Source organism: Peteryoungia desertarenae, from assembly GCF_005860795.2.
Classification (GTDB): domain Bacteria; phylum Pseudomonadota; class Alphaproteobacteria; order Rhizobiales; family Rhizobiaceae; genus Allorhizobium; species Allorhizobium desertarenae.
Window position 1 is genome coordinate 61,776 of the sequence record NZ_CP058350.1, and the last position, 25,159, is coordinate 86,934.

The window sequence follows — 25,159 nt, forward strand, 5'->3', positions numbered from 1 at the left end:
CAATAAAAAAGCGACGGACCGAAATCCGTCGCTTCTTTCCTGTACGCTTGGGAGGAGCGTTTAGTTGATGTGGGCCTCGATCGCCTTTGGCTGAGTGCCGACGGGTTCTGCGCTGATGGCAATCCGGCGTGGCTTCATGGCTTCGGGAATATTGCGCAGAAGATCGATATGCAGCAGGCCGTTCTTAAGCGATGCAGCCGTGACCTCGACATGATCGGCAAGCTGGAAGCGTCGCTCAAAAGCGCGCTTGGCGATACCGCGATAGAGGAACTCCGTCTGTTCACTCTTGTCTTCTTCGGTTTTCTCACCCTTCACGGTCAGCACATGGGCATGGGCTTCAATGGAAAGCTCGCTTTCATCGAAGCCGGCAACGGCCATGGTGATACGATAGGTATTGTCGCCCGTGCGCTCGATGTTATAGGGCGGGTAGCTCTGCGCCTGTTCCGGCTGCCCGAGGCTGTCCAGCATCGTGAAAAGACGGTCGAAACCGACGGTGGAACGGTAAAGCGGGGAAAAGTCGACGTGACGCATTTTGTCCTCCTGGGAAGCGACGTTGCGGTTGATCTTGCCCGCGGCGACATCCCTCTTGGGCAATGCCACCAGCGGTTCCGGACCCTTGCGGCATCCGTATCGTTGAGATGGGAAGTGGTCTTGCAGAATTCAAGATCCTGACTTTCTCGGTAGATGAATTGAAGATGAACGGGCGGTTCAATTGGTGTTCACAAAACCATCGATACTTCTCGATTGTCGGATGTCTCAGAACCGACAGCTGGAGCGCACACCCGTTGCCCTCCGGTGACTTCAGCCGGAACCGCCCGCCCGAATCCGCGGTTCCGGCTTTTCTCTTTGACCTTTTGCGGACATGCTCTTATCCCAAAGCCAAAGATCGAAATCATCACCGTCAGGCTTAGACCATGGATGCCAAGCTGTATGAGACCCCCGGCAATCCCATTCCGGGCGAACCCATTGTCGGCTTCCTGAACGGTTACAAGAACGTGCCGTTGCGCTACGCCGTGTTTCGCGCCCAGACCAATATTTCCAAGGGAACGGTCGTACTTCTGCACGGGCGCAACGAAGCGATCGAAAAGTATTTCGAGACAATTGCAGACCTGACCAAACGGGGCTTCTGGGTCGCCACCTTCGATTTCCGCGGACAGGGCGGTTCCGGTCGCCTGCTGCCCGATCCCCGCAGGGGCCATGTCGGCCGTTTTTCCCACTACATCAAGGATCTCGAGCTCTTCCTTGAACAGGTCGTCCTACCGGACACCCGTCTGCCCTTTTTCCTTCTGGCTCACTCCACCGGCGGCCTCATTGCATTGAAGGCAGCGCCGCGCCTGGCAAACCGCATCGAGCGCATGGTTCTCACCGCGCCATTCGTCGGCCTGAGCGGCCAGCAGATGTCAGCGGCCAATGTGCGCCGACTGGCAACGCTTGCAGTGTTCAGCGGCTTTGGAAAGATACAACTGACCAGGGAGATGGCGCCGCGAACCTTTGAAGACAATCCGCTGACCACAGACCCGGTCCGCTTTGCGCGCAACCAGATCCTCGCGAAACTGCACCCGGAGCTATCGCTCGGTCCACCTACGGCTCGCTGGCTATACGAGGCCCAGAAGACCATCAACGAAATCAGAAGCCCCGGACACCTGGCATCGATCACGGTTCCGACAGTCATTGTGGCACCAGGCAATGATCCCATAGTACCGTTCGTCGACCAGGAACGACTGTCGCAGTATTTTCGCGCCGGCCAACTTGTGCCGGTACCCGGCGCCCGGCACGAATTGCTGCAGGAACAGGATCGCTACCGCACCCAGTTGTTGGCAGCCTTCGACGCCTTCATTCCCGGTGGCGACATAGAAGAGGCCGGCCCGTCCGTCTCCATCGCCGAAGCGAACTGATCAGGACGCCTTGAGCAGCGCCATTGCCTCGGCATGGACTTTGGCGGAGCCTGCCGCAATGATCGATCCTCCGTTCTCCGGACGCCCGCCATCCCAGGTCGTAATCACGCCACCCGCCTGCTCGATCAGTGGAATAAGTGCGCCGACATCATAGGGTTTCAACATGGTTTCGATGACAAGATCGACATGACCGGCAGCCAGAAGCGCATAGGCGTAGCAATCCACGCCATAACGAAACAGTTTGACCCGATCCTGGACGGCTTCGTAGCAGCCGACTTCCCAACCGGCAAAAAGATGCGGTGACGTGGTAAAGAGAATGGCGTTTTCCAGTCCACCACAATCGCGAACCCGGATCTGTCGATCCCCATCCGGGCCGGAATACCAGGCCCGTTCACCATCGGCATAGTAGCGCTCACCCGTAAACGGCTGGTCCATGAGCCCCATGACCGAGCGCCCATGTTCCTTGAAACCGATCAGCGTACCCCAGACCGGAACGCCGGAGATGAAGGCTCGCGTTCCATCAATAGGGTCAATGACCCAGACTTGGTCGCGATCCACGCCGACATTTTCGTGCTCCTCACCCAGGATACCGTGCTGAGGAAACTCTGCCTCGATCAGTTGACGGATGGCAGCCTCGGCTGCCTGATCCCCCTCTGTCACCGGATCAAAGCCGGTTGCCTGCTTGTTCACCACAGACAACCCCGAGCGAAAACGCGGCAATGTTTCAGCTTTGGCCGCATCGGCGAGGCGATAAAAGAAATCACGATCAGGGCGCATGAAGGGGTCCAACATCTCTGTATCCGAATGAGACCGTCTTAGTGCCAGTTCCCGGCAAAGGAAACCATCTTCTCCTGCAGGCTGCGTCACGAATGTCGCCATGACTCCATTCGCCCACCCCTGGTTTCGCACAAAAATTGGGCGCGCCTAAAAATACGACAAATCCACTTGACAATTGTGCAGTGCGAAAATAATGTCTGACTTACAGTCTCTGACTGTAAATACCCTCCTTGGGTGTTTCCTCCCTAGACTTAACCGCGCCCAGAGCGCGGTTTTTTTTGCCCGACGCCGGACAAACGCAAGGTCATGAGTTTGCGGTGTGAGGGAGATGGCCAGGCTTGGTTTACTCGGCCGCGAGCGCGGTTTCGCCGGCATAGTCTTCGACGAAGGCTGCCATCTGCTCCATGAAGATGGAAATGGAACCGGCGAGCGCGTCAAAATCGGGACGCTTCTGCAAGCTAGCTTCATCAATGTAAAGCGACCGGTTCACCTCGATCTGCAATGCATGCAGACCTCGCGCCGGACGACCGTAATGCTCGGTAATGAAGCCGCCGGCATAGGGCTTGTTGCGCACCGCGTTGAAGCCGAGCTCTTCCAGGAACTGCAGCGCAGCATGGGACAATTCGGCTGACGCACTGGTTCCATAGCGGTCCCCGACGATGAAATCAGGACGCACACCACTGCCCGCCACGCGAATATTGCCCGGCATGGAATGGCAATCGATCAACACGCCAAATCCGAAACGCGCATGCGTGCGGGCAATCAGCCGTCGCAGGCAGACATGATATGGCTTGTAGCAGCGATCAATCCGCTCCATCGCCTCGGCGAGCGTAATACGCCGTCCGTAAATCTCCATGTTTTCAGCAACGATGCGTGGGATGGTCCCAAGACCGCCCACCACCCGTGGTGACTGGCTGTTGGCATAGGACGGCAGTGATTCGCTGAACATGCGGGGATCGAGCTCATAGGGCTCCCGATTCACATCCACATAGGCACGCGGAAAATGTGCCATCAACAACGGCGCACCCATGCGGGGTGCCGCAGAGAACAGCTCATCGACAAAATGATCTTCAGAGCGCCGTATGGAAATGCCATCCAGTTGAGATTGCTCGAGAAAAGAAACGGGATAACGACGACCGCTATGCGGCGAGTTATAGACGAAGGGGATCGACTGCGCTTCCGGCTCGCGGACCTCGAACAGCTCGAAATCGCTCGTCATTCCACCTCCAGTGCCCGTTCTTTACCAAGTCAACAACTTGTTTCGCTCATCATGTTGCCAGTTGCCTGTCCCGAAGTCCATACTGCCAAAACTGGCGGTATGTAGTCCTAATCCATGGTGTTCACCGGATATTTACTTCGGAGAACCTAACGTGAGGGGCTGCGAGCCTTCCCCCATCACAGAGTGTTAAGCGGTCCATACATGACACAGAAAATACTTCTCGCCGAAGATGACAACGACATGCGCCGGTTCCTGGTCAAAGCCCTGGAAAAGGCAGGCTACAAGGTCTCTTCTTATGACAATGGCGCAAGCGCCTATGATCGCCTGCGGGAAGAGCCATTCTCCCTTCTCCTCACCGACATCGTGATGCCGGAAATGGACGGGATCGAACTGGCCCGCCGCGCCACCGAACTCGATCCGGACCTGAAGGTGATGTTTATCACCGGCTTTGCCGCAGTGGCACTCAACGCCGACTCCAAGGCTCCAAAGGATGCGAAGGTCCTTTCCAAGCCGTTCCACCTGCGCGATCTCGTAGACGAAGTGAACAAACTCCTTGCCGCATAAGGCATCTCCGGCAGGCTGTAAAAAACTCTTCACAAAACGCGAAATACCCTATTGACGGGCAAGAGTGTTTTGTGGTCTTAAGCCGCCATCGGATGGGCGTGTAGCTCAGCGGGAGAGCACTACGTTGACATCGTAGGGGTCACAAGTTCGATCCTTGTCACGCCCACCATTCGAATTCTTTCAAGGGCTTGCTGGAAACAGCGAGTCCTTTTAACGTTCTCCATGAACCGCCTGCTCGATAGACCGAATCAATCCTGCAAAATCCAGGGCGGAGACATTCAACGTCCGTCAATGACGCGCACCTGATCTCCAGTAAAAACCACGAGATAGCCATTGTCCTCGCGGGCAACTTCTGCCCACCTGCGCAAGGTCCCGAGATAGGGTTCCGCCTGCCAGCTTTCGGGAAAACGCGGATCGACCAGGACAGTGACCTGCGGCCCCTGCCGATAGACCATCATATGCGACCGCTCCGGATGCCAGTGATCCTCAAGGCTGGAATCCGTTCGCCACAGACACAGGAAATCGCGACATGTCAGCGGCCGATCCGCATAAGCGAGACAGCCCGTATCCACCATACAATGGCGGCAGACATGGTTGGCGGGCTTGTCGAGTTCATCGATGTCCGGCAGCACACAGCACAGCGTGCATGTCCCGCAACTGCGATCCGGCAGGGCCTCGCCCATCGGCCCTACCCCGCCAGTTGTGAGAGCAGGGCCGTCATTCGGCAGGTCCAATTGTGACCGAAAACGGCGAAAGACCCTCGATACTGCATTCGATCAGGTCGCCCTCTGCAATCGGGCCGACACCGGCGGGTGTCCCGGTATAGATCAAGTCACCGGGCAGGAGGTGGTAATAGCGGGACAAATGGCTGATGATTTCAGGCACCGACCAGACGAGCTCGCGCAAGGTCGCTTCCTGACGCGTCGTTCCATTGATCGAAAGCCGGATCGCCTGATCGGCAGGAGCACCGAAACGCTCTGCTGGCGTAAGCGCCCCGATCATGGCCGAATTCTCGAAGGCCTTGCCCAGGTCCCAGGGGCGCTGCTTGTCCTTGGCAGCCTGTTGCAGATCGCGCCGTGTCAGATCAATTCCGACGGCATAACCATAGACACATCCGAGAGCCTCTTCGACGGGAACCCGGAAAGCGGGCTTACCCATCGCCACCACAAGCTCCACTTCGTGATGGCAGTCCTTCGTGCCGGGCGGATAGGCAATGGTTGCTCCCGAAAGCACGATCGCGCTTGCCGGCTTGGTGAAATAGAATGGCGCTTCGCGATCGACTTCATTTCCCATTTCCTGGGCATGTGCCACGTAATTGCGCCCGACGCAGAAGATCCGGTGGACCGGAAAGCCGGAGCCTGATCCCTCCACCGAAACGAGAGGCGTGGCAGGAATATCGAAAAGCGCAGATGAATATTGCACGAAATGTCTCCCTGATCGCGGCATATGGCGCAATCTGCTTTGATCACAGCCTGCATCCACCATGCAACCGCATAAACATCAGAGGCATGGCTTTCGATTTCATCGATCTATCTCGGCAGAAGCTTGGAAATCATTGCATTCCGTGTAACAAAACCGCCGGGCGAGGCGTTGTCCTTGCGGCGGGGAAAATCGGACTGACGGGTGACAGCTGGCTTTCACAGGAAGCGCAGACTGCTGACGGTGTCCTTGATCGCCCACGAGACAAGAAGGAAGGCAATAACAGATGACGACAAAAATCGTGCCGGTGGTAATGGCTGGAGGCAAGGGAACGCGGCTTTGGCCCCTGTCGAGAACGGCAGCCGCTAAGCAGTTCATCCGTTTCCTCGGTGAGGAAACCCTGCTTCAAAAGACGCTTCAGCGGGTGTCGGACAGCACGATCTACGAACAGGCTTTCGTCGTCACCAATGAGGATTTCCGCTTTCTCGTAGCCGAGCAGGCGCGAGAACTGTCTGTCAAACTCGCAGGCATTGTGCTGGAACCCGAAGCGCGCAACACAGCAGCCGCTGTTGCGGCAGCCGCCGTGATTGTCGCTGATCGTTTCGGTCCGGAAGCCCTGGTCCAGATCCTGCCATCCGACCACGAGATCGTTGTGGACGAGACCTATCGGAACTGCGTGAAATTGGCGGCCGAGGCCGCACGCGCCGGCAATATCGTCACCTTCGGCATCAAGCCGACCGAACCGGCCACGGGTTATGGCTACATCGAGATCGGCGATGCCCTGAGCGGGGGTGCCCACAAGGTCAAGCGCTTTGTTGAAAAGCCGAAGCAGGACGTGGCCGAAAAGATGCTCGAAAGCGGCAACTACGTCTGGAACTCTGGAATGTTCGTCTTCGAGGCAGGCCAGATGCTGCGCGAACTGGAAGGACTCGCACCGGAGGTCTTGTTCGCTGTGCGCGAAGCCGTTGAAAAGACTGCCGGCGACCTTGATTTCCAGCGTCTGGGAGCCGAGGGCTTTTCCAAAAGCCCCAGCATCTCGATCGACTATGCGATCATGGAAAAGACACCGAATGCAGCTGTCATTCCCTCGCCCATCACCTGGTCAGACCTCGGCAGCTGGGATGCTATCTGGAAGCTGGAAGAGGGCGACGAGAACGGCAATGTCATCAAGGGCAATGCCACGCTGGTCAACACCCGCAATTCGCTGGTCATCTCGCGGCATGACCATATCGCCGTTCAGGGGATGGAAGGTGTCGCCGTCATCGCCTCGGAAGATGCTGTCTATGTCGGACCGCTCGATGAAAGCCAGAAGGTCGGCGATCTCGTGAAGCTGCTGGCTTCCAGCGAAAAGACCGCGCATCTTACGGAAAACCATCCGACCTCACTAAGGCCTTGGGGCGGTTACACCTCGATCCTCAATGGCGAACGCTTCCAGGTGAAGCGGCTCTTCGTCCACCCCGACAAGAAACTGTCGCTGCAGAAACACCATCACCGCGCAGAACACTGGGTCTGTGTCCATGGCACGGCTGAAGTGACGATCGATGACAAGGTGACGGTGCTGCACGAAAACCAGTCGATCTACATCCCGCAGGGTTCAGTGCACCGGCTGGCCAATCCCGGCAAGATCCTGCTGGAAATCATTGAAATCCAGACCGGTTCATATCTCGGCGAGGACGACATCATCCGGATCGTCGACGAGTTCGGTCGCGCTTGATCATCCGTCCAGGGGCAGTTGACCCCACCGCAACTAATCACAGGCCTGCAGCGCAACGCATGCAGGCCTGCTTGCTTTATGCCGCTGCATTGCACAAGATCGCCTGAACCCGTTCAATCGGGAACAACAAGGGCGAACAGGGTCTGCGGCGCGCATGGCAATAAAGGCAAGCATTTATCATCTCACCCACTACAAATACGACAAGCCGATCAAGCTCGGCCCCCAGATCATCAGGTTGAAGCCCGCCGCTCACTCCCGGACGAAGGTCTTGAGCCATTCCCTCAAGGTCACGCCTGAGAACCACTTCGTGAACCTGCAGCAGGACCCCTACGGCAACTATCTCGCGCGATTCGTTTTTCCCGACCCCGTCACAGAGTTCAAGATCGAGGTCGATCTCGTTGCCGACATGACGGTCTACAACCCCTTCGACTTTTTTACGGAAGAAGAAGCGGTCAAATGGCCATTCGATTATCCGCAGGACATCCGGGACGATCTGGCGATCTATCTCAAGCCTGAAGCCGGAACGCCGGTGCTCGACGCTTACATGGAGACACTGGACCGCTCGCCGGGTCAGGGAACAGTCGACATGATTGTCGGCCTCAATGCTCGCCTGCAGCGCGATATCAATTACGTCATCCGGATGGAGCCAGGTGTTCAGACGCCAGACGAAACCCTGACTTCCGGAAAGGGCTCCTGCCGCGATTCGAGTTGGCTGCTCGTTCAGATCCTGCGCCGCCTGGGCATCGCTGCCCGTTTTGTATCGGGTTACCTGATCCAGCTGACGCCGGACCTGAAGGCACTCGACGGTCCATCCGGCACCGAAGTCGATTTCACCGACCTCCACGCCTGGTGCGAGGCCTATATTCCGGGCGCAGGTTGGATCGGCCTCGACCCAACTTCGGGTCTGTTAACCGGGGAAAGTCACATCCCGCTGGCCGCCACACCCCACTACAAGAATGCAGCGCCAATCTCCGGTGGCTATTACGGTGTCGCAAACACAGAATTCACCTTCGACATGCAGGTGAAGCGCGTGGCGGAGCATCCGCGCATCACCAAGCCATTCTCGGATGAAAGCTGGGAAGCGCTCAACGCGCTCGGACATCAGGTGGACGCCGAACTCCGCGCCCGGGACGTAAGGCTGACCATGGGTGGCGAGCCGACCTTCGTGTCCATTGACGATTTTCAATCGGACGAATGGAATACGGCAGCGGTTGGTCCGACCAAGCGCAGCAAGGCCGATGATCTGATCCGTCGCCTACGCGAGCGCTTCGCGCCGGGCGGTTTCCTCCATTATGGCCAGGGCAAGTGGTATCCCGGCGAAAGCCTGCCTCGCTGGACCTTTTCGCTATACTGGCGCCGCGACGGTCTACCGGTGTGGAACAGCCCTGAACTTGTTGCCGTCGAAAACAAAGATTACCGGATCACCCACGAAGATGCAGAGAAGCTCCTGGCTGCAATTGCGATCGAGCTTGACCTGTCGACGGACAATGTGGCCCCCGCCTATGAGGATCCGGCAGAATGGATCGTCAAGGAGGCCAACCTGCCGGAAAATGTCGATCCTTCCAATTCCAAGCTGAAAGATCCCGAAGAACGCAGCCGCATCGCCAAGGTGTTCGGCAATGGCCTGACAAATCCGGCGGGCTATGTGCTCCCGGTTCAGGCGTGGCAGGGCCGTGCCTCCGGTCGCATCTGGGTTAGTGAAAAATGGCGCACCCGTCGCGGACGGCTTTATCTGGTGCCTGGCGACAGTCCGGTCGGCTTCCGGCTACCGCTCAACTCTCTGCCCTACGTGTCGCCCTCATGGTACCCCTATATCAACCCCGTCGATCCGACTGTCGAGAAACCACCTTTGCCTGACTTCTCGACCGAGAAGGGCCGGGTCATGCCGGAGCATTCTCTTAAGGCAGATGGCGGTCAGCAGCTGCAGATGGGGCAATCTTACGAGGAAATCGGCGGACGCGTGCGCACCGCCATATCCGTCGAGGCAAGAGATGGCCGGCTCTGTGTATTCATGCCACCGACAGCTGCTCTTGAGGATTATCTCGATCTTGTGGCCTCGGCGGAGAGGGCTGCCAAGGCTGTCAATCTGCCGGTGCACATCGAAGGCTATACCCCGCCGCATGACGAGCGCTTGAACGTCATTCGCGTCGCACCCGATCCGGGCGTCATAGAAGTGAACATTCATCCGGCCTATGACTGGGATGATTGTGTCGCGACCACGACAGCCATCTATGAGGAGGCCCGTCTTTGCCGTCTCGGGGCCGACAAGTTCATGATCGACGGTCGCCACACCGGAACCGGTGGTGGCAACCATGTCGTCGTCGGTGGCGCAAATCCGAATGACAGCCCCTTCCTGCGGCGCCCGGATCTGTTGAAGAGCCTGGTCTTGCATTGGCAGCGCCATCCATCGCTGTCCTACATGTTCTCCGGCCTGTTCATCGGACCGACCAGCCAGGCGCCCCGTATCGACGAGGCACGACATGACAGCCTCTATGAGCTGGAAATCGCGATGGCGCAGATCCCCCTGCCGGGGAATGGCGAACTTCCACCCCTGCCCTGGCTCGTCGATCGCCTCTTCCGCAACCTGCTGATCGATGTCACCGGCAACACCCACCGCTCGGAAATCTGCATAGACAAGCTGTTTTCGCCTGACGGCCCCACAGGACGCCTTGGTCTGGTAGAGTTCCGGGGCTTTGAAATGCCGCCGAATGCGCGCATGTCGCTCGCCCAGCAATTGCTGATCAGGGCGTTGATCGCGCGCTTCTGGAAAAATCCGATTACCGGCAATTTCGTCCGCTGGGGTACCGCGCTGCATGATCGCTTCATGCTTCCGCACTTCATCTGGCAGGACTTCCTCGAAGTTCTGGCGGATCTTCGCGATAATGGCTTCGACTTCAAGCCGGAATGGTTTGCCGCGCAACTCGAATTCCGCTTCCCCTTCTTCGGCGAAGTCGAGTACGAGGGCTCGAAGCTGGAACTGCGTCAGGCGCTGGAACCCTGGCATGTCATGGGCGAACAAGGCGCAATCGGCGGCACCGTGCGTTATGTCGACAGCTCCGTCGAGCGGCTGCAGGTGCGTCTGGAAACGGCCAATCCGGAGCGCTTCACCGTCGCCTGCAATGGCCGCCGTGTGCCTCTTTCCAAAAGCGGAACATCAGGGGTGACGGTCGGTGGCGTCCGCTACAAGGCATGGCAGCCGGCATCGGGTCTGCACCCGGCTCTGCCCGTCAACACACCGCTAACATTCGACATCTATGATACATGGTCGAAACGCTCGATCGGCGGCTGCGTCTACCACGTGGCCCATCCCGGCGGGAGGAATTATGACACTTTCCCTGTGAACGGGAACGAAGCGGAAGCAAGACGGCTTGCACGTTTCGAGCCATGGGGCCATACAGCCGGCTCCTATCCGCTTTGGCCCGAAACCGTATCGCCAGAGTTTCCGCACACACTGGACCTGAGACGACCCCAGGGTATCTGACAGAATGGCGAACACACCGGCTGCGGAAAAGGCTCCGCCAAAACCTGAAGAGACCATAGCCCGCACCAGCGGCTATCGCCTCTTGCCGGGTGCCGCAGACGAAATGCTGGACCAGCAAGGCAATGTACGGCCAGTATGGCAACACTTCGTCTCCGCCATTGACCAGATGTCCGAGCACGACCTGCATGAACGTTTTGCCCGTGCCGACCGCTATTTGCGCGATGCAGGCGTTTTCTACAGAGCCTATGGCGCGGGCGGCAGCACAGATCGGGCGTGGCCATTTTCGCATATCCCTGTCCTGATTTCAGAAGCAGAATGGCAGGTTCTGGCTGAAGGGCTGGTACAGCGGGCCAACCTGTTGGAGCAGGTGGTTGCCGACATCTATTCCGAAAACCGACTGGTCGAGCAGGGTTTCCTGCCACCGGCGCTCATCGCTGGAAACCAGGAATTCCTGAGGCCGCTGGTCGGGGTCAAGCCGGCAAGTGGGCACTATCTCCACTTCTGTTCCTTCGAAATCGGACGAGGTCCGGACGGGAACTGGTGGGTACTTGCCGACCGCACACAGGCTCCCTCTGGTGCAGGTTTCGCTCTGGAAAACCGGGTGGCAACGGCCCGTGCCTTTTCGGATATCTATTCCGAGACCCACGTCCATCGTCTGGCCTCGTTCTTCGGGGCATTCCGCTCTGCTCTTCAGAGCTACAACCGCAGCAATGACGGTCGCATCGCGATCCTGACGCCGGGTCCGGCCAACGAAACCTATTTCGAGCACGCTTATATTGCGCGCTATCTTGGCATCATGCTGCTCGAGGGCGAGGACCTGGCGGTGGTCAATGGCAAGGTAATGGTCCGCACCGTTGCCGGCCTGAAGCCGATCAGTGTCCTTTGGCGACGCCTCGACGCCACCTATGCCGACCCGCTCGAGCTCAATCAGCAATCCCATATCGGCACACCCGGGATGGTGCATGCGCTGCGCAACGGCTCGGTCAACTTCGTCAATGCGCTTGGCACAGGCATCCTGGAGACAAGGGCGCTTCTCGCCTTCTTACCGACGATCTGTCGGCATATGACGGGCGAAGATCTGAAACTTCCCTCGATCGCCACATGGTGGTGTGGCCAGAAAAGCGAGCGCGATCATGTCGCTCGCAATCTGGACCGCATGGTCGTCGGCCCTGCCTTCACCGGAATGCCCTTCTTTGACGATAACGGCCGCTCGATCCTTGGTTCACGCTACAAGAGCGAAAAGGGTATCAGCGCAGCCGAGTGGCTGGAAAGACAGGCAGGCAATCTTGTCGGCCAGGAAGTTGTCACCCTCTCGACGACACCGGCCATGGTAGACGGCAAGTTGGTGCCACGCCCGATGAGCCTTCGCGTCTTCGCTGCCCGAACGAAAAACGGCTGGCAGATCATGCCGGGCGGCTTTGCCCGGATCGGCAGCGGGTCTGATGTCTCGGCCATTGCCATGCAATCGGGCGGCAGTGCCGCTGATGTCTGGATCGTCTCCGACAAGCCGGTCGACCGCACCTCGCTGCTGCCAACGGAAGAAAGCTTCACCCGCAACATGCCGGGCAGCCTGCCGAGCCGAGCTGCCGACAATCTGTTCTGGCTGGGTCGCTATATCGAGCGGGCGGAAGGTGTTTTGCGTATACTGCGAGCCTGGCATGCGCGTTATGCGGAGTCAGCAAATCGGGACCAGCCGCTGCTGGCGAATGTCACCGAATATCTCTCGCTGATCGACGTTGATACCACGACAGGCGTGCCCGAAAGCCTGCTGCGCAACATCGACAGCGCCGTTTATTCGGCAAGCAACATCCGCGACCGTTTTTCGCCCGACGGATGGCTGGCACTGAATGACCTTTCGAAGACGGCAAGGCGGTTCCATGAGCGCGTGAAGCCCGGTGACGATGCCGCCCATGCCATGACGATCCTCCTGCGCAAGCTCGCGGGCTTTGCTGGTCTGGTGCATGAAAACATGTACCGCTTCACCGGCTGGCGCTTCCTCACGATCGGACGCCTTCTGGAACGCGGCCTGCACATGACACGATTGCTCGGCCATCTGACGGAAGCGGAGACGCCGGATGGTGCGCTCGATATGCTGCTGGAAATCGGCGATAACGTCATGACCCATCGTCGGCGCTATAATGTCAACACGGCGGGCTTGACGGTCACAGACCTGCTGGCCCTCGATCCGCTCAATCCGCGATCGATCCTGTTCCAGCTCGACGAGATCCGTATCGAGGTCGAGCAATTGCCCAACGCCAAGATCAATGGCCAGATGTCGCTGCTGCTGCGCGAAGCCGTTCGCCTTCATTCCGGTCTTGCCGTGATGACGCCCGAGACCATGACAAAAAACATCTATGAAAGCCTGGAGCGAGATCTGGAGAAGTTTTCGGACATCCTGGCGCGAACTTATCTCGGGTGACCATGCTTTATGATGTGAACCTGCATATCGGCTATGCGTATGAGGTGCCGGCTTCCGGCGCGCACCATACCCTGCGTCTTCTGCCCCTTTCCGTTGAAGGACGACAGCGCCTGATCGCAGGCGCGATCACCATATCTCCGGAACCGGATGAACGCGCCAACTTCATCGATTTCTTCCGCCATCCGGCGAGCCATGCGATTTTGAGAGCACCGCATGAGCGGCTCGACATCAGGATGCAGGCACGGGTCCAGGTGCAAGGCCAACCTGTACAGGCGGATTTTTCGCCGCTTCTTGAAAGCCTGCCGCAGGAGCTTGCCCAGACCTGGTCGCTGGAACCGGAATCACCGCATCACTATGTCAGCCCAAGCCCGCGTCTAACCCCAGTTTCGGCAATCGCAGACTACGCCCGCGATGTGATCAGACCCAGCATGACAGTCAGGCAGATCGCAGAAGCACTTTGCCGACAGATCCACAAGGATTTCAAATACGATACGGACACGACAACCGTCGACACCACTCCCGCCGAAGCTTTCGAATTGAAATCGGGCGTTTGCCAGGACTTTTCGCATGTCATGATCCTGGCCTTGCGCAGCCTTGGAATACCGGCGGGCTACGTCTCGGGCTTCCTGCGCACCATTCCGCCGCCCGGCAAGGAAAGACTTGAGGGTGCCGATGCGATGCACGCCTGGGTACGGATATGGTGCGGAAAGACGGTCGGCTGGATTGAACTTGACCCTACCAACAATATTCCTGCCGGAACCGATCATATCGTAGTTGCCTACGGACGTGACTATGCCGATGTCGCACCCGTCATCGGCGTCTTGAAAAGCTACGGCAATCATGCAACCTCTCAGGCTGTGGATGTCATCCCGATCAAGCCTTGAGCCCGGGGCTGCCGAAGTTAATCACTCTGAATGTGATTATTTTCGAATAGAAGTCAGCCAGTGTGCCGGTGGGTAAAGTTTTACCATTTCAGTTAAATCGAATGAAAGTCGTTGGGTCTATACCGGGCATGAAACCTGCCTTTGGATGGACATGATGACTGACACAAAGAGACAGAAGCCACTTCTGAAGCGCCTGATGAAGGATCGTGGCGGCAACTTCGGAGTAATGAGCGCAATCCTCATTCCGGTGGTGTTTGCCACAGCCGGTGTGGCCATGGATCTGAACAGGATGGTGAATCTCCGGTCTGCCCTGCAGGACTCGGCCGACGCGGCCGCCATGGCAGCCGCATCAGCCATGGCAAGCGACGGCATAAGCGAGCAAAAAGCCATCGAAATGGCCAAGGACTTCATGGCTTCCCAGTTCAAGAACGTCATCACGCCGAACAACGCCGACCTTGAGAACAACGAAAAAGGCGGTACTGATGCGGGGGAAGAACTCAAGGATACCGCGATCAGTACGGCGCAGAAGATCAAGGACGAAGGAGCATCAAAGACGTTCGAGGTGACGATCTCTGGACGCTACAATGTCGAACTGACCGGACTGACGCGCTTGCTCGGCTGGAAGACGGCCCCGATCAGCGTCAGCAGCACCGCACAAAGCACCACCGAAAGCAAGAATGCTCTTTCCATGTTCCTTGTTCTGGACCGTTCCGGCTCCATGGCCTGGGACACTGAGCAGGTGAACGAAGCGGAACCGACCAAGACGATCAGCGAGCATTGTGGATGGGATTGGCGCGGCAATCGCTGGGTTGCTCGCTACTGTGACAGAACGGTCACAAACTACGTCACCAAGATGGAGGCGCTGAAGCTCGCTGTTGCAAACCTTGTTGATGTACTCAACGAAGCGGATCCTCAGAAAAAACTCGTCCGTACGGCAGCGATTTCCTACCACTCATCCATGCAACAGCCGACCAAGCTGGAATGGGGTACGAAAAAGGCGATGGAGTATGTACAGGCTCTGCCCGCCAGCGGCGGCACCGATTCCTCTGACGCAATGGCAAGGGCCTACAGGGATATATCGGACGCTTCGGAGTACGCAGCCCATAAGAACATGAATGGCCAGACAAATCCCGGCAGGTTCATTGTGTTCATGACCGATGGCGACAACAACCAGCAGATCGCCGACACGGAGACACTTGCGACCTGTGACGAAGCCAAGCTCAACAATGTGGAGGTTTTCACTGTTGCTTTCATGGCACCGGATCGCGGAAGAAATCTGCTGAAACAGTGCGCAACGAAAACCAGCAATTACTACGATGCCAACAACGCTGCCGAACTCGTGGCCGCATTCAAGGATATCGGACAGAAAGCTTCCGAAGCGACCGTTCGGCTAACGAACTGACATGTCCCGTTCAGAATGGGCGAAAGATCGCCATTGCGTTAAGCCGCACGGGAGTTGTTCCGTGCGGCTTTTTCATTAAGATTCGCACGTATTAGAATGTGTTGAATGTCAACCGTTTGTTTCCGAATACCAGACCTGCGTCGCGCTTTGTCAAAGTTGCATTTAAGCGGTTGCAACCATTACATCTCAATGCGTACACTGCATCGCAACGGGGTACATAAAAACAGAATTGATCATGGATCCCGAGGACGACAAGACAATTTCAGGCGGCATCATGATTAAGACTCCCCACTCCGCAGACCTTCCTCTTCCAAAGCGAGGAGCCTCGAGTCCCGAAGTTCTGGCAGCCGAGATCATGGATAAGCTGACCTATAGCATTGGCAAGGATGCCAAGGTCGCAACCCCCCATGACTGGCTCACGGCAACGATCCTGACGGTTCGGGACCGCATCATCGACCGCTGGATGGAATCCACCCGCGGCACCTATCAAGAGAACGGCAAACGGGTTTACTACCTCTCTCTGGAATTTCTGATCGGTCGCCTGATGCGGGACGCATTGTCCAATCTCGGTCTGATGGATGATGTGCGGGCAGCGCTGGACAGTCTCAGTGTCGACCTTGACATCATCGCAGCACTTGAACCGGATGCCGCCCTTGGCAATGGCGGCCTCGGTCGTCTGGCAGCCTGTTTCATGGAAAGCATGGCGACCGTCAACATTCCGGCCTATGGTTATGGCATCCGGTATGTCCACGGGCTCTTCCGCCAGCAGATGGCCGATGGCTGGCAGGTTGAACTACCGGAAACCTGGCTCGCCCATGGCAATCCCTGGGAATTCGAGCGTCGCGAAAGCTCCTACGAAGTCGGCTTTGGGGGGCATGTCGACACACTGCTGGGTCAGGACGAAAAACTGCGTTATGTGTGGAAGCAGAGCGAGCGCGTGATCGCGACCGCTTATGACACACCTTCCGTCGGCTGGCGCGGCGAGCGCGTCAACACTTTGCGACTATGGTCGGCACAGCCGATCGACCCGATCCTGCTTGATGCCTTCAATGCGGGTGACCACATCGGCGCACTGCGCGAAAGCAACAAGGCCGAAAGCCTGACCCGCGTCCTCTATCCTGCCGATGCGACGCCCGCCGGCCAGGAATTGCGTTTGCGCCAGGAGTATTTCTTCTGTTCCGCTTCGCTGCAGGACATTCTCAGACGCCATCTGCAACAGGGCAATACGCTGGCACAGCTGCCGGAAAAGGTCGCAATCCAGCTCAACGATACCCACCCGGCCGTCTCCGTCGCAGAACTGATGCGTCTGCTGGTCGATGTTCACGGCGTCGACTTTGAAGAAGCCTGGGAGATCACCTGGAAGACCTTCTCCTACACCAATCACACGCTTCTGCCCGAAGCCCTGGAAAGCTGGCCGGTTCCGCTGTTTGAACGCCTTTTGCCGCGCCACATGCAGCTCGTCTATGAGATCAACGCCAAAATCCTGCGCGATGCCCGCAAGACACGGATCATGAGCGACCAGGAAATCCGCCATATCTCCCTGATCGATGAAACAGGGGAGCGACGCGTGCGCATGGGTAACCTTGCCTTTATCGGCTCCCATTCGATCAACGGCGTATCGGCGCTTCACACAGAGCTCATGAAGGAGACGGTATTTGCAGATCTCCACAAGCTCTATCCTTCGAGGATCAACAACAAGACCAACGGCATAACTCCGCGTCGCTGGCTGATGCAGTGCAATCCCGGTCTCACCGGTCTGATCAAGGAAGCGATCGGTGACGCTTTCCTAGATGATGCCAGCAAGCTGACGGCTCTCGACGCTTTTGCCGATGACGCTGCCTTCCAGCAGAAGTTTGCGGCGGTGAAGCGGGCGAACAAGGAGCGTCTTGCCAGCCTTGTTGCAAGCCGTATGGGGATTCGCCTCGATCCGAATGCCATGTTTGATATCCAGATCAAGCGCATTCACGAATACAAGCGCCAGCTCCTCAACATCATCGAGACGGTCGCCTTGTTTGACCAGATGCGCTCCCATCCGGAACGCGACTGGGTGCCGCGTGTAAAGCTCTTCGCCGGCAAGGCAGCACCGAGCTATCACAACGCAAAGCTGATCATCAAACTCGCCAATGACGTCGCCCGTGTAATCAACAATGATCCCTCGGTGCGTGGCTTGCTGAAGGTGGTTTTCGTTCCGAATTACAACGTCTCACTCGCCGAAGTCATGGTTCCCGCCGCAGATCTTTCCGAGCAGATCTCGACAGCGGGCATGGAAGCTTCGGGAACCGGCAACATGAAATTCGCGTTGAATGGTGCATTGACCATTGGAACGCTCGACGGTGCCAATGTCGAGATGCGCGATCATGTGGGCGAGGAGAACATTGTGATATTCGGGATGACTGCAGAGGAAGTCGGCAAGGTTCGCGCCCAGGGCCACAATCCGCGCGCAGCGATCGAAGCATCCCGCGAGCTGTCCCAGGCACTGTCGGCGATTGCGACCGGCGTGTTCTCCCCCGACGACCGCGACCGCTATGCTGGCCTGATGGATGGCCTTTACAATCATGACTGGTTCATGGTGGCTGCAGACTTCGATGCCTATGCCCAGGCCCAACGCGACGTGGACGCCATCTGGACCGATAGCAGCAGCTGGTATTCGAAAACAATCCGGAACACTGCGCGCATGGGCTGGTTTTCTTCAGACAGGACTATTCGTCAGTACAATAGCGACATCTGGAGAGCTTGATGGCCAAATCGCCTTACAACGATGGTGGGACGACCGCACCGGTAGCGCCCCCTCAAGGCGAAATAGACGCCATTCTGCAAGGCAATCACAGCGATCCCTTTTCCGTTCTCGGCGTCCACAAACTGGTAGACACGCATGTAGCCCGCTGCTTTGTGCCCGGTGCCGAAACTGTCACGGTAATGACCCTGACGGGCTCAGCCGTTGGCGAGCTTGATCTGTTGCACCCAGCCGGCTTTTTTGCCGGCCAGATCAAGGTGAAGGATCCCCAGCCTGTCCGCTACCGCGCAACCAGAGGCGATGTGGAGTGGATGGTCACCGACCCTTACAGCTTCTGGCCGGTGCTGGGGCCGATGGACGACTATTTTGTCCGCGAAGGCTCGCATCTGCGCCTCTTCGACAAGATGGGCGCCCATCCGATGAAACATCAGGGCGTCGAGGGTTTTCACTTCGCCGTCTGGGCGCCGAATGCGCGCCGTGTTTCGGTGGTGGGTGACTTCAACGACTGGGATGGCCGCCGTCATGTGATGCGTCTGAGGCGTGACAGCGGGATCTGGGAGATCTTTGCCCCGGATGTGAGGGCCGGTTCAGCCTACAAGTTCGAGATCATCGGCAAGAATGGCGAGGTTCTGCCCCTGAAGGCTGACCCATTTGCCAGACGCGCTGAGCTTCGCCCGAAAAACGCTTCGGTAACAGCACCAGAACTGGTGCAGGATTGGGAGGACGAGGCCCATCGCAAGCATTGGGCGAGCGTCGACCAAAGACGACAGCCGATTTCGATCTACGAGGTCCATGCCGGATCCTGGCAGCTTCGCGACGACGGCTCGATGCTGAGCTGGGATGAACTGGCCGAGCGCCTTATCCCCTACTGCGTCGACATGGGCTTTACCCATATTGAATTTCTGCCGATCACCGAGCATCCCTATGACCCCTCCTGGGGATACCAGACCACGGGTCTTTATGCCCCGTCCGCCCGCTTTGGCGAGCCGGAAGGCTTTGCCCGCTTTGTCAACGGCTGCCACAAGGTCGGCCTTGGCGTCATTCTCGACTGGGTCCCCGCACACTTCCCGACAGATGCCCATGGCCTTCGGCATTTTGACGGCACCGCGCTTTACGAACATGAAGATCCGCGCCAGGGCTTTCACCCCGACTGGAACACCGCGATCTATAATTTTGGTCGCGTCGAAGTCTTCTCCTATCTCGTGAACAATGCCCTCTATTGGGCTGAGAAGTTTCATCTGGACGGGCTTAGGGTCGATGCCGTCGCCTCCATGCTTTATCTCGATTATTCGCGCAAAGAAGGCGAATGGGTGCCCAATGAATATGGCGGGCGGGAGAACCTGGAGTCGGTCCGTTTCCTTCAGGAAATGAACCGCCATGCCTATGGCAGCCATCCGGGTATCATGACCATTGCCGAAGAATCGACCTCTTGGCCGAAGGTGTCGCAGCCGGTGCATGAAGGCGGGCTCGGCTTCGGCTTCAAGTGGAACATGGGCTTCATGCATGACACGCTGAGCTATTTCGCTCGCGACCCTGTGCATCGCAAATACCACCATCAGGAGATCACGTTCGGGCTTCTCTACGCCTTCTCGGAAAACTTCGTGCTGCCAATTTCCCATGACGAAGTCGTCCATGGCAAAGGCTCGATGATCGCCAAAATGCCCGGCGATGACTGGCAGAAATTTGCCAATCTGCGCGCCTATTACGGCTTCATGTGGGGCCATCCGGGCAAGAAGCTTCTGTTCATGGGGCAGGAATTTGCCCAATGGAGCGAATGGAGCGAGGCTCGCTCGCTCGACTGGAACCTTCTCCAGTATCATCCGCATGAAGGCATGCGCCGCCTGATCCGGGATCTGAACTCGACCTATCGAGCAAAGGCAGCGCTCCATGCCCGCGATTGCGAAGGCGAAGGATTTGAGTGGATCGTCAGCAATGACCAGGAAAACTCGGTTTTCGCCTTCCTGAGAAAGGCGCCAGATGCAAGGCCGATCGCCGTGATTGCGAACCTCACACCGGTTTATCATGAAAGCTACCAACTGCCGCTTCCGCATGCCGGACGCTGGCGCGAAATACTCAATACCGATGCTGAAATCTACGGAGGCAGCGGCAAGGGCAACGGCGGCAGGGTGGAGGCCCTGAACGCCGACGGTGACTGGGCAAAAGCACAGATTACCCTACCGCCTCTCGCCGTGATCATGCTTGAATTGGACCATTGACGGGGAGGAAAAAATGACACCAACAAAAAACAAAACATTGGCCCGTGATGCTATGGCCTATGTGCTCGCCGGCGGTCGCGGCAGCCGCCTCAAGGAACTCACCGACCGTCGTGCAAAACCGGCCGTCTATTTTGGCGGCAAGGCCCGCATCATCGATTTTGCCCTGTCAAACGCCCTGAACTCCGGCATCCGTCGCATCGGGGTCGCCACCCAGTACAAGGCCCACTCGCTGATCAGACACCTGCAGCTCGGCTGGAACTTCTTCCGCCCCGAGCGCAATGAAAGCTTCGACATCCTGCCTGCTTCCCAGCGCGTATCGGAAACGCAATGGTATGAGGGAACCGCCGACGCCGTCTTCCAGAACATCGACATCATCGAGTCCTACGGACCCGAATACATGGTGATCCTTGCCGGCGACCACATCTACAAGATGGACTACGAGCAGATGCTGCGCCAGCACGTCAACTCGGGCGCAGACGTGACCATCGGCTGCCTCGAAGTGCCGCGCATGGAAGCCACGGGCTTCGGTGTCATGCATGTGGATGAGACTGACCGCATTATCGACTTCGTGGAAAAGCCGGCCGATCCTCCGGGCATTCCAGGCAATGAAGACTTCGCCCTTGCATCCATGGGCATCTATGTCTTCCACACCAAGCTCTTGATGGATCTCCTGCGGCGTGACGCCAACGACCCGAATTCCAGCCGCGACTTCGGCAAGGATATCATCCCCTACCTGGTCAAGACAGGAAAGGCCGTCGCCCATCGCTTCGCCCAGTCCTGCGTCCGCTCCGATTTCGAGAAGACACCCTACTGGCGCGATGTGGGCACGATCGACGCCTATTGGCAGGCCAACATCGACCTTACCGACGTGGTTCCGGAACTCGATCTCTACGACAAGTCCTGGCCCATCTGGACCTATTCCGAAATCACGCCGCCGGCCAAATTCGTCCATGATGACGAAGGACGAAGGGGTTCGGCTATTTCCTCGCTGGTTTCCGGGGACTGCATTATTTCAGGCTCGTCACTCTACAAGAGCCTCCTTTTCACAGGCGTTCGTGCCAATTCCTATTCCCGTCTCGAAGGGGCTGTGATCTTGCCCAAGGTCCAGATCGGTCGTCATGCGCGTCTCACGAATGTCGTGATAGATCATGGAGTCGTGATCCCCGAAGGCTTGATCGTTGGAGAAGACCCGGAAATGGATGCCAAGCGTTTCCGCCGAAGTGAAAACGGGATCTGCCTGATCACACAGAAGATGATCGACAACCTGGGTTGAACCACTCCATGAAAATCCTTTCGGTCGCCTCCGAGCTTTATCCCCTGATCAAGACAGGCGGCCTGGCCGACGTCGCCGGCGCCCTTCCTTTGGCGCTGGCGGGTCTCGGTTGCGAGACGCGAACGCTGATCCCCGGCTACCCAGCGGTGATGAAGACGGTCAAGGCACCGAAGAAACTGATGGAGTTTCCAGATCTGCTGGGCGAGCATGCAACCCTCCTGCATGCCAAGCATCAGGGGCTGGACCTTCTCATCCTCGATTCACCGCCTCTGTACCAGCGCTCTGGCGGGCCCTACCTTGATGGAAGCGCCAGGGACTATGCAGACAACTGGAAACGCTTTGCCGTGCTTGCCAAGGCGGGCGCAGAAATCGCGGCTGGCGCACTTGCCCATTGGGAACCGGATCTGGTGCATGTCCATGACTGGCAGGCAGCGCTTGTCCCGGTCTTCATGCGTTATGCCGATGCCCCGGAAAAACCGAGCCTGATCACGATCCATAACATCGCCTTTCAGGGCCAGTTTTCCGCTGCTATCTTTCCTTCACTCGGCCTGCCCGCCCATGCCTATGGCGAGGCGCTCGAATACTATGGAACGATCAGCTATCTCAAAGGCGGCATTGTCACTGCCCATGCCGTTTCAACCGTCAGCCCATCCTATGCCGAAGAAATCCTCACACCGGAATTCGGCATGGGACTGGACGGGCTGATCAGCAGCCGCACAGCCGATCTTTTTGGCATCGTCAATGGCATTGATATCGATGTGTGGAACCCGGAGACAGACAAGCTTCTGGCATCAAACTACGGAGCCGGCAGCCTGAAAAAGCGGGCAGCCAACCGTGCGGCCTTGACCAAGCGCTTCGAACTGGACGAGGACGACCAGCCGATCTTCTGCGTGATCTCCCGCCTGACCTGGCAAAAGGGAATGGATCTCCTTGCCGAGATCATGGATGACGTTGTGGCAACCGGGGCCAAGCTCGTGATTCTCGGGTCGGGCGACAGTGCTCTCGAGACAGCCCTTCTCACCGGGGCAGACAGGCATCGGGGCCGGGTGGGCATGTCGATTGCCTATGACGAAGCCCTGTCACACCTCATGCAGGCCGGGAGCGATGTCATTCTGGTGCCATCCCGCTTCGAACCCTGCGGCCTGACGCAGCTTTATGCCCTCCGCTATGGCTGCATTCCACTTGTTGCCCGCACCGGCGGGCTGGCGGACACGGTGATTGATGCCAATGGCGCAGCATTGGCGGCCGGAGCGGCAACGGGCCTACAGTTTCAACCGGTCACTGCCGAACAGTTGCGCCGTGCCATCCGACGAACACTGCGGCTCTTCAATGATCGCAAGACCTGGACCCGCATGCAGAAGCAGGGCATGAAATCCGACGTCTCCTGGACCCGCAGTGCCGCAGCCTATGTCGATCTTTATCAACGCCTCGCTCAGAAAGGCCAATAAGCCATGATCTCGACCGTCGCAACGAAACCCTATGCGGACCAAATGCCGGGTACCTCCGGTCTGCGCAAGAAGGTTCCGGTGTTCCAGCAGGAGAACTACGCGGAAAACTTCATCCAGGCGATTTTCGACAGTCTCGAAGGCTTTGAAGGCAAGACGCTCGTCATTGGCGGCGATGGCCGTTACTACAATCGCGAAGTCATCCAGGTGGCGCTGAAGATGGCGGCTGCCAATGGCTTCGGCAAGGTCATGGTCGGTCAGGGCGGCATCCTGTCCACCCCCGCCGCCTCGCATGTCATCCGCAAATACGGTGCCTTTGGTGGCATCGTGCTTTCGGCGAGCCACAATCCCGGCGGGCCGACCGAAGACTTCGGCATCAAGTACAATATCGGCAATGGCGGACCGGCCCCGGAGAAGATCACCGACGCGATCTTTGCCCGCACCAAGGTCATCGACAGCTACAAGATCGCCGACGTCGCAGACATCGACCTCGACACGGTGGGCAGCTTCGATCTCGCCGGAATGACCGTTGAGGTGATCGACCCGGTCACGGATTATGCCGACCTCATGGAAACGCTTTTCGATTTCCCTGCCATCCGTGCCCTGATCGCAAGCGGCTTCCGCGTGGTGATCGACAGCATGAGCGCCGTCACCGGCCCCTATGCGGTCGAGATCCTGGAAAAGCGCCTCGGCGCACCCGCCGGCTCCGTGCGCAACGAAATCCCCCTGCCCGACTTCGGCCACCACCATCCGGACCCGAACCTAGTGCACGCCAAGGAACTCTATGACGACGTCATGAGCGTGGATGGCCCAGACTTTGGCGCGGCATCCGATGGCGACGGCGATCGGAACATGATTGTCGGCAAGGGTATGTTCGTGACCCCCTCGGACAGTCTGGCGGTCATCGCCGCCAATGCGACCTGTGCGCCGGGTTACGCCAAAGGAATAGCGGGCATTGCCCGCTCCATGCCGACGAGTGCCGCAGCGGACCGCGTTGCAGAAAAGCTTGGTATCGGCATGTACGAAACACCAACCGGCTGGAAGTTCTTCGGCAATCTGATGGATGCCGACAAGGTGACGGTTTGCGGCGAAGAGAGCTTTGGCACGGGCTCGGCCCATGTTCGGGAAAAGGACGGGCTTTGGGCAGTCCTTTTCTGGCTCAACATCATTGCCGCTCGCAAGGAAGGTGTGAAGGACATCATCCTCAAGCATTGGGCGGAATATGGCCGCAACTATTATTCCCGCCATGACTATGAAGGTGTGGATACCGATCAGGCCAATGCGCTGGTGTCGGCCTTACGGAACAAGCTCTCGACCCTTCCCGGCACACAGATCGGTAGCCTGATCGTCTCGGAAGCCGATGACTTTTCTTACCTTGATCCGGTCGATCAATCCGTTTCCAGGAACCAGGGCATCCGCATCCTCTTCCAAGGTGGAAGCCGGATCGTCTTCCGCCTCTCGGGCACCGGCACATCCGGCGCTACCCTGCGCCTTTATGTCGAGCGCTATGAAGCAGATGCGGCCAAGCATCAGATCGAAACCCAGAAGGCACTGGAAGATCTGATAGGGGCTGCCGAAACGATTGCCGAGATCCGGAAATTCACAGGCATGAACGAGCCCACGGTCATTACCTGAATGTGCGGACAAGACGGACGGAGAAAATTTCGTCCGGCCATTCCCACGACGTCGCAATAGAAACAGCCACTGGATCCCCGCT

The 25,159-nt window shown here is 57.9% G+C and carries 18 protein-coding genes and 1 tRNA gene; 14 read left to right on the forward strand and 5 right to left on the reverse strand.

What is annotated here, in order from left to right; genetic code table 11:
* Positions 1 to 60: 60 nt before the first annotated feature.
* Positions 61 to 531, reverse strand: a complete 471-nt coding sequence (locus FE840_RS00320) for an Hsp20 family protein (protein ID WP_138287945.1) — start codon at positions 529 to 531, stop codon at positions 61 to 63.
* 383 nt (positions 532 to 914) lie between these two features.
* On the opposite strand from FE840_RS00320, the gene FE840_RS00325 reads away from it, so the two are divergent.
* Positions 915 to 1,895, forward strand: a complete 981-nt coding sequence (locus FE840_RS00325; RefSeq protein WP_138287946.1) for an alpha/beta fold hydrolase — start codon at positions 915 to 917, stop codon at positions 1,893 to 1,895.
* Here the strand turns inward: FE840_RS00325 and hisN are convergent, their stop codons facing one another.
* Entirely contained in the window at positions 1,896 to 2,672 is a 777-nt protein-coding gene (gene hisN, locus FE840_RS00330; RefSeq protein ID WP_138288022.1) for a histidinol-phosphatase, read from the reverse strand. It lies immediately after the preceding gene.
* A gap of 343 nt (positions 2,673 to 3,015) precedes the next feature.
* A complete protein-coding gene (locus FE840_RS00335; protein ID WP_138287947.1) occupies positions 3,016 to 3,891 on the reverse strand; it encodes an N-formylglutamate amidohydrolase in 876 nt (291 codons plus the stop codon).
* A 201-nt stretch (positions 3,892 to 4,092) separates the two neighbouring features.
* On the opposite strand from FE840_RS00335, the gene cpdR1 reads away from it, so the two are divergent.
* Positions 4,093 to 4,455 (forward strand): response regulator CpdR1, encoded by a 363-nt coding sequence (gene cpdR1 / locus FE840_RS00340; RefSeq protein ID WP_138287948.1) that lies wholly within the window; start codon positions 4,093 to 4,095, stop codon positions 4,453 to 4,455.
* 94 nt (positions 4,456 to 4,549) lie between these two features.
* A tRNA-Val gene (locus tag FE840_RS00345) sits at positions 4,550 to 4,624 on the forward strand.
* A gap of 109 nt (positions 4,625 to 4,733) precedes the next feature.
* Here the strand turns inward: FE840_RS00345 and FE840_RS00350 are convergent.
* Both FE840_RS00350 and FE840_RS00355 read right to left on the reverse strand, forming a co-directional pair.
* A complete protein-coding gene (locus FE840_RS00350; protein ID WP_138287949.1) occupies positions 4,734 to 5,138 on the reverse strand; it encodes a hypothetical protein in 405 nt (134 codons plus the stop codon).
* 34 nt (positions 5,139 to 5,172) lie between these two features.
* Positions 5,173 to 5,877 (reverse strand): fumarylacetoacetate hydrolase family protein, encoded by a 705-nt coding sequence (locus tag FE840_RS00355; RefSeq protein ID WP_246318809.1) that lies wholly within the window; start codon positions 5,875 to 5,877, stop codon positions 5,173 to 5,175.
* Between FE840_RS00355 and FE840_RS00360 the strand changes: the two genes are divergently transcribed.
* From FE840_RS00360 to FE840_RS00410, 11 genes are all read left to right on the forward strand, one after another.
* The gene (locus FE840_RS00360; RefSeq protein WP_179028195.1) at positions 5,865 to 6,164 is read left to right on the forward strand and encodes a hypothetical protein; all 300 of its coding nucleotides are present in this window, start codon (positions 5,865 to 5,867) and stop codon (positions 6,162 to 6,164) included. The two genes, FE840_RS00355 and FE840_RS00360, sit on opposite strands and share 13 nt — an antisense overlap.
* Positions 6,161 to 7,588, forward strand: a complete 1,428-nt coding sequence (locus tag FE840_RS00365; protein WP_138287951.1) for a mannose-1-phosphate guanylyltransferase/mannose-6-phosphate isomerase — start codon at positions 6,161 to 6,163, stop codon at positions 7,586 to 7,588. The genes FE840_RS00360 and FE840_RS00365 overlap by 4 nt, the downstream gene beginning before the upstream one ends.
* 154 nt (positions 7,589 to 7,742) lie before the next feature.
* Positions 7,743 to 11,069 (forward strand): transglutaminase family protein, encoded by a 3,327-nt coding sequence (locus tag FE840_RS00370; protein ID WP_138287952.1) that lies wholly within the window; start codon positions 7,743 to 7,745, stop codon positions 11,067 to 11,069.
* Positions 11,070 to 11,073: 4 nt separating this feature from the next.
* Positions 11,074 to 13,488, forward strand: coding sequence for a circularly permuted type 2 ATP-grasp protein (locus FE840_RS00375; protein WP_138287953.1), 2,415 nt, complete (start codon positions 11,074 to 11,076; stop codon positions 13,486 to 13,488).
* Between the two features lie 2 nt (positions 13,489 to 13,490).
* The gene (locus FE840_RS00380) at positions 13,491 to 14,372 is read left to right on the forward strand and encodes a transglutaminase family protein (RefSeq protein WP_138287954.1); all 882 of its coding nucleotides are present in this window, start codon (positions 13,491 to 13,493) and stop codon (positions 14,370 to 14,372) included.
* A gap of 151 nt (positions 14,373 to 14,523) precedes the next feature.
* Complete coding sequence (locus FE840_RS00385; protein ID WP_179028196.1) at positions 14,524 to 15,774, forward strand: TadE/TadG family type IV pilus assembly protein; 1,251 nt, start codon at positions 14,524 to 14,526, stop codon at positions 15,772 to 15,774.
* Positions 15,775 to 16,048: 274 nt separating this feature from the next.
* Complete coding sequence (locus FE840_RS00390) at positions 16,049 to 18,511, forward strand: glycogen/starch/alpha-glucan phosphorylase (protein ID WP_138288023.1); 2,463 nt, start codon at positions 16,049 to 16,051, stop codon at positions 18,509 to 18,511.
* On the forward strand, positions 18,511 to 20,724 hold the full coding sequence (gene glgB, locus FE840_RS00395) for a 1,4-alpha-glucan branching protein GlgB (protein ID WP_138287956.1): 2,214 nt from the start codon (positions 18,511 to 18,513) through the stop codon (positions 20,722 to 20,724). Before FE840_RS00390 ends, glgB begins: the two co-directional genes overlap by 1 nt.
* 13 nt (positions 20,725 to 20,737) lie before the next feature.
* Positions 20,738 to 21,997, forward strand: coding sequence for a glucose-1-phosphate adenylyltransferase (gene glgC / locus FE840_RS00400; RefSeq protein WP_138287957.1), 1,260 nt, complete (start codon positions 20,738 to 20,740; stop codon positions 21,995 to 21,997).
* 8 nt (positions 21,998 to 22,005) lie between these two features.
* Positions 22,006 to 23,445 carry a glycogen synthase GlgA gene (gene glgA, locus FE840_RS00405; protein ID WP_138287958.1) on the forward strand — a complete coding sequence of 480 codons (1,440 nt, stop codon included), beginning with the start codon at positions 22,006 to 22,008 and terminating at the stop codon, positions 23,443 to 23,445.
* Positions 23,446 to 23,448: 3 nt separating this feature from the next.
* Positions 23,449 to 25,077, forward strand: a complete 1,629-nt coding sequence (locus FE840_RS00410; RefSeq protein WP_138287959.1) for an alpha-D-glucose phosphate-specific phosphoglucomutase — start codon at positions 23,449 to 23,451, stop codon at positions 25,075 to 25,077.
* Positions 25,078 to 25,159 lie beyond the last annotated feature (82 nt).

What these genes read in the sequence shown, in the direction of transcription:
- FE840_RS00360 (WP_179028195.1), top strand. Translation starts at nt 5,865, where the DNA reads ATGAATATTGCACGAAATGTCTCCCTGATCGCGGCATATGGCGCAATC.
- FE840_RS00335 (WP_138287947.1), bottom strand. Translation starts at nt 3,891, where the DNA reads ATGACGAGCGATTTCGAGCTGTTCGAGGTCCGCGAGCCGGAAGCGCAG.
- glgC (WP_138287957.1), top strand. Translation starts at nt 20,738, where the DNA reads ATGACACCAACAAAAAACAAAACATTGGCCCGTGATGCTATGGCCTAT.
- FE840_RS00325 (WP_138287946.1), top strand. Translation starts at nt 915, where the DNA reads ATGGATGCCAAGCTGTATGAGACCCCCGGCAATCCCATTCCGGGCGAA.
- FE840_RS00390 (WP_138288023.1), top strand. Translation starts at nt 16,049, where the DNA reads ATGATTAAGACTCCCCACTCCGCAGACCTTCCTCTTCCAAAGCGAGGA.
- FE840_RS00320 (WP_138287945.1), bottom strand. Translation starts at nt 531, where the DNA reads ATGCGTCACGTCGACTTTTCCCCGCTTTACCGTTCCACCGTCGGTTTC.
- hisN (WP_138288022.1), bottom strand. Translation starts at nt 2,672, where the DNA reads ATGCGCCCTGATCGTGATTTCTTTTATCGCCTCGCCGATGCGGCCAAA.
- FE840_RS00375 (WP_138287953.1), top strand. Translation starts at nt 11,074, where the DNA reads ATGGCGAACACACCGGCTGCGGAAAAGGCTCCGCCAAAACCTGAAGAG.
- FE840_RS00370 (WP_138287952.1), top strand. Translation starts at nt 7,743, where the DNA reads ATGGCAATAAAGGCAAGCATTTATCATCTCACCCACTACAAATACGAC.
- glgB (WP_138287956.1), top strand. Translation starts at nt 18,511, where the DNA reads ATGGCCAAATCGCCTTACAACGATGGTGGGACGACCGCACCGGTAGCG.
- FE840_RS00365 (WP_138287951.1), top strand. Translation starts at nt 6,161, where the DNA reads ATGACGACAAAAATCGTGCCGGTGGTAATGGCTGGAGGCAAGGGAACG.
- FE840_RS00410 (WP_138287959.1), top strand. Translation starts at nt 23,449, where the DNA reads ATGATCTCGACCGTCGCAACGAAACCCTATGCGGACCAAATGCCGGGT.
- glgA (WP_138287958.1), top strand. Translation starts at nt 22,006, where the DNA reads ATGAAAATCCTTTCGGTCGCCTCCGAGCTTTATCCCCTGATCAAGACA.
- FE840_RS00350 (WP_138287949.1), bottom strand. Translation starts at nt 5,138, where the DNA reads ATGGGCGAGGCCCTGCCGGATCGCAGTTGCGGGACATGCACGCTGTGC.
- FE840_RS00380 (WP_138287954.1), top strand. Translation starts at nt 13,491, where the DNA reads ATGCTTTATGATGTGAACCTGCATATCGGCTATGCGTATGAGGTGCCG.
- FE840_RS00385 (WP_179028196.1), top strand. Translation starts at nt 14,524, where the DNA reads ATGATGACTGACACAAAGAGACAGAAGCCACTTCTGAAGCGCCTGATG.
- cpdR1 (WP_138287948.1), top strand. Translation starts at nt 4,093, where the DNA reads ATGACACAGAAAATACTTCTCGCCGAAGATGACAACGACATGCGCCGG.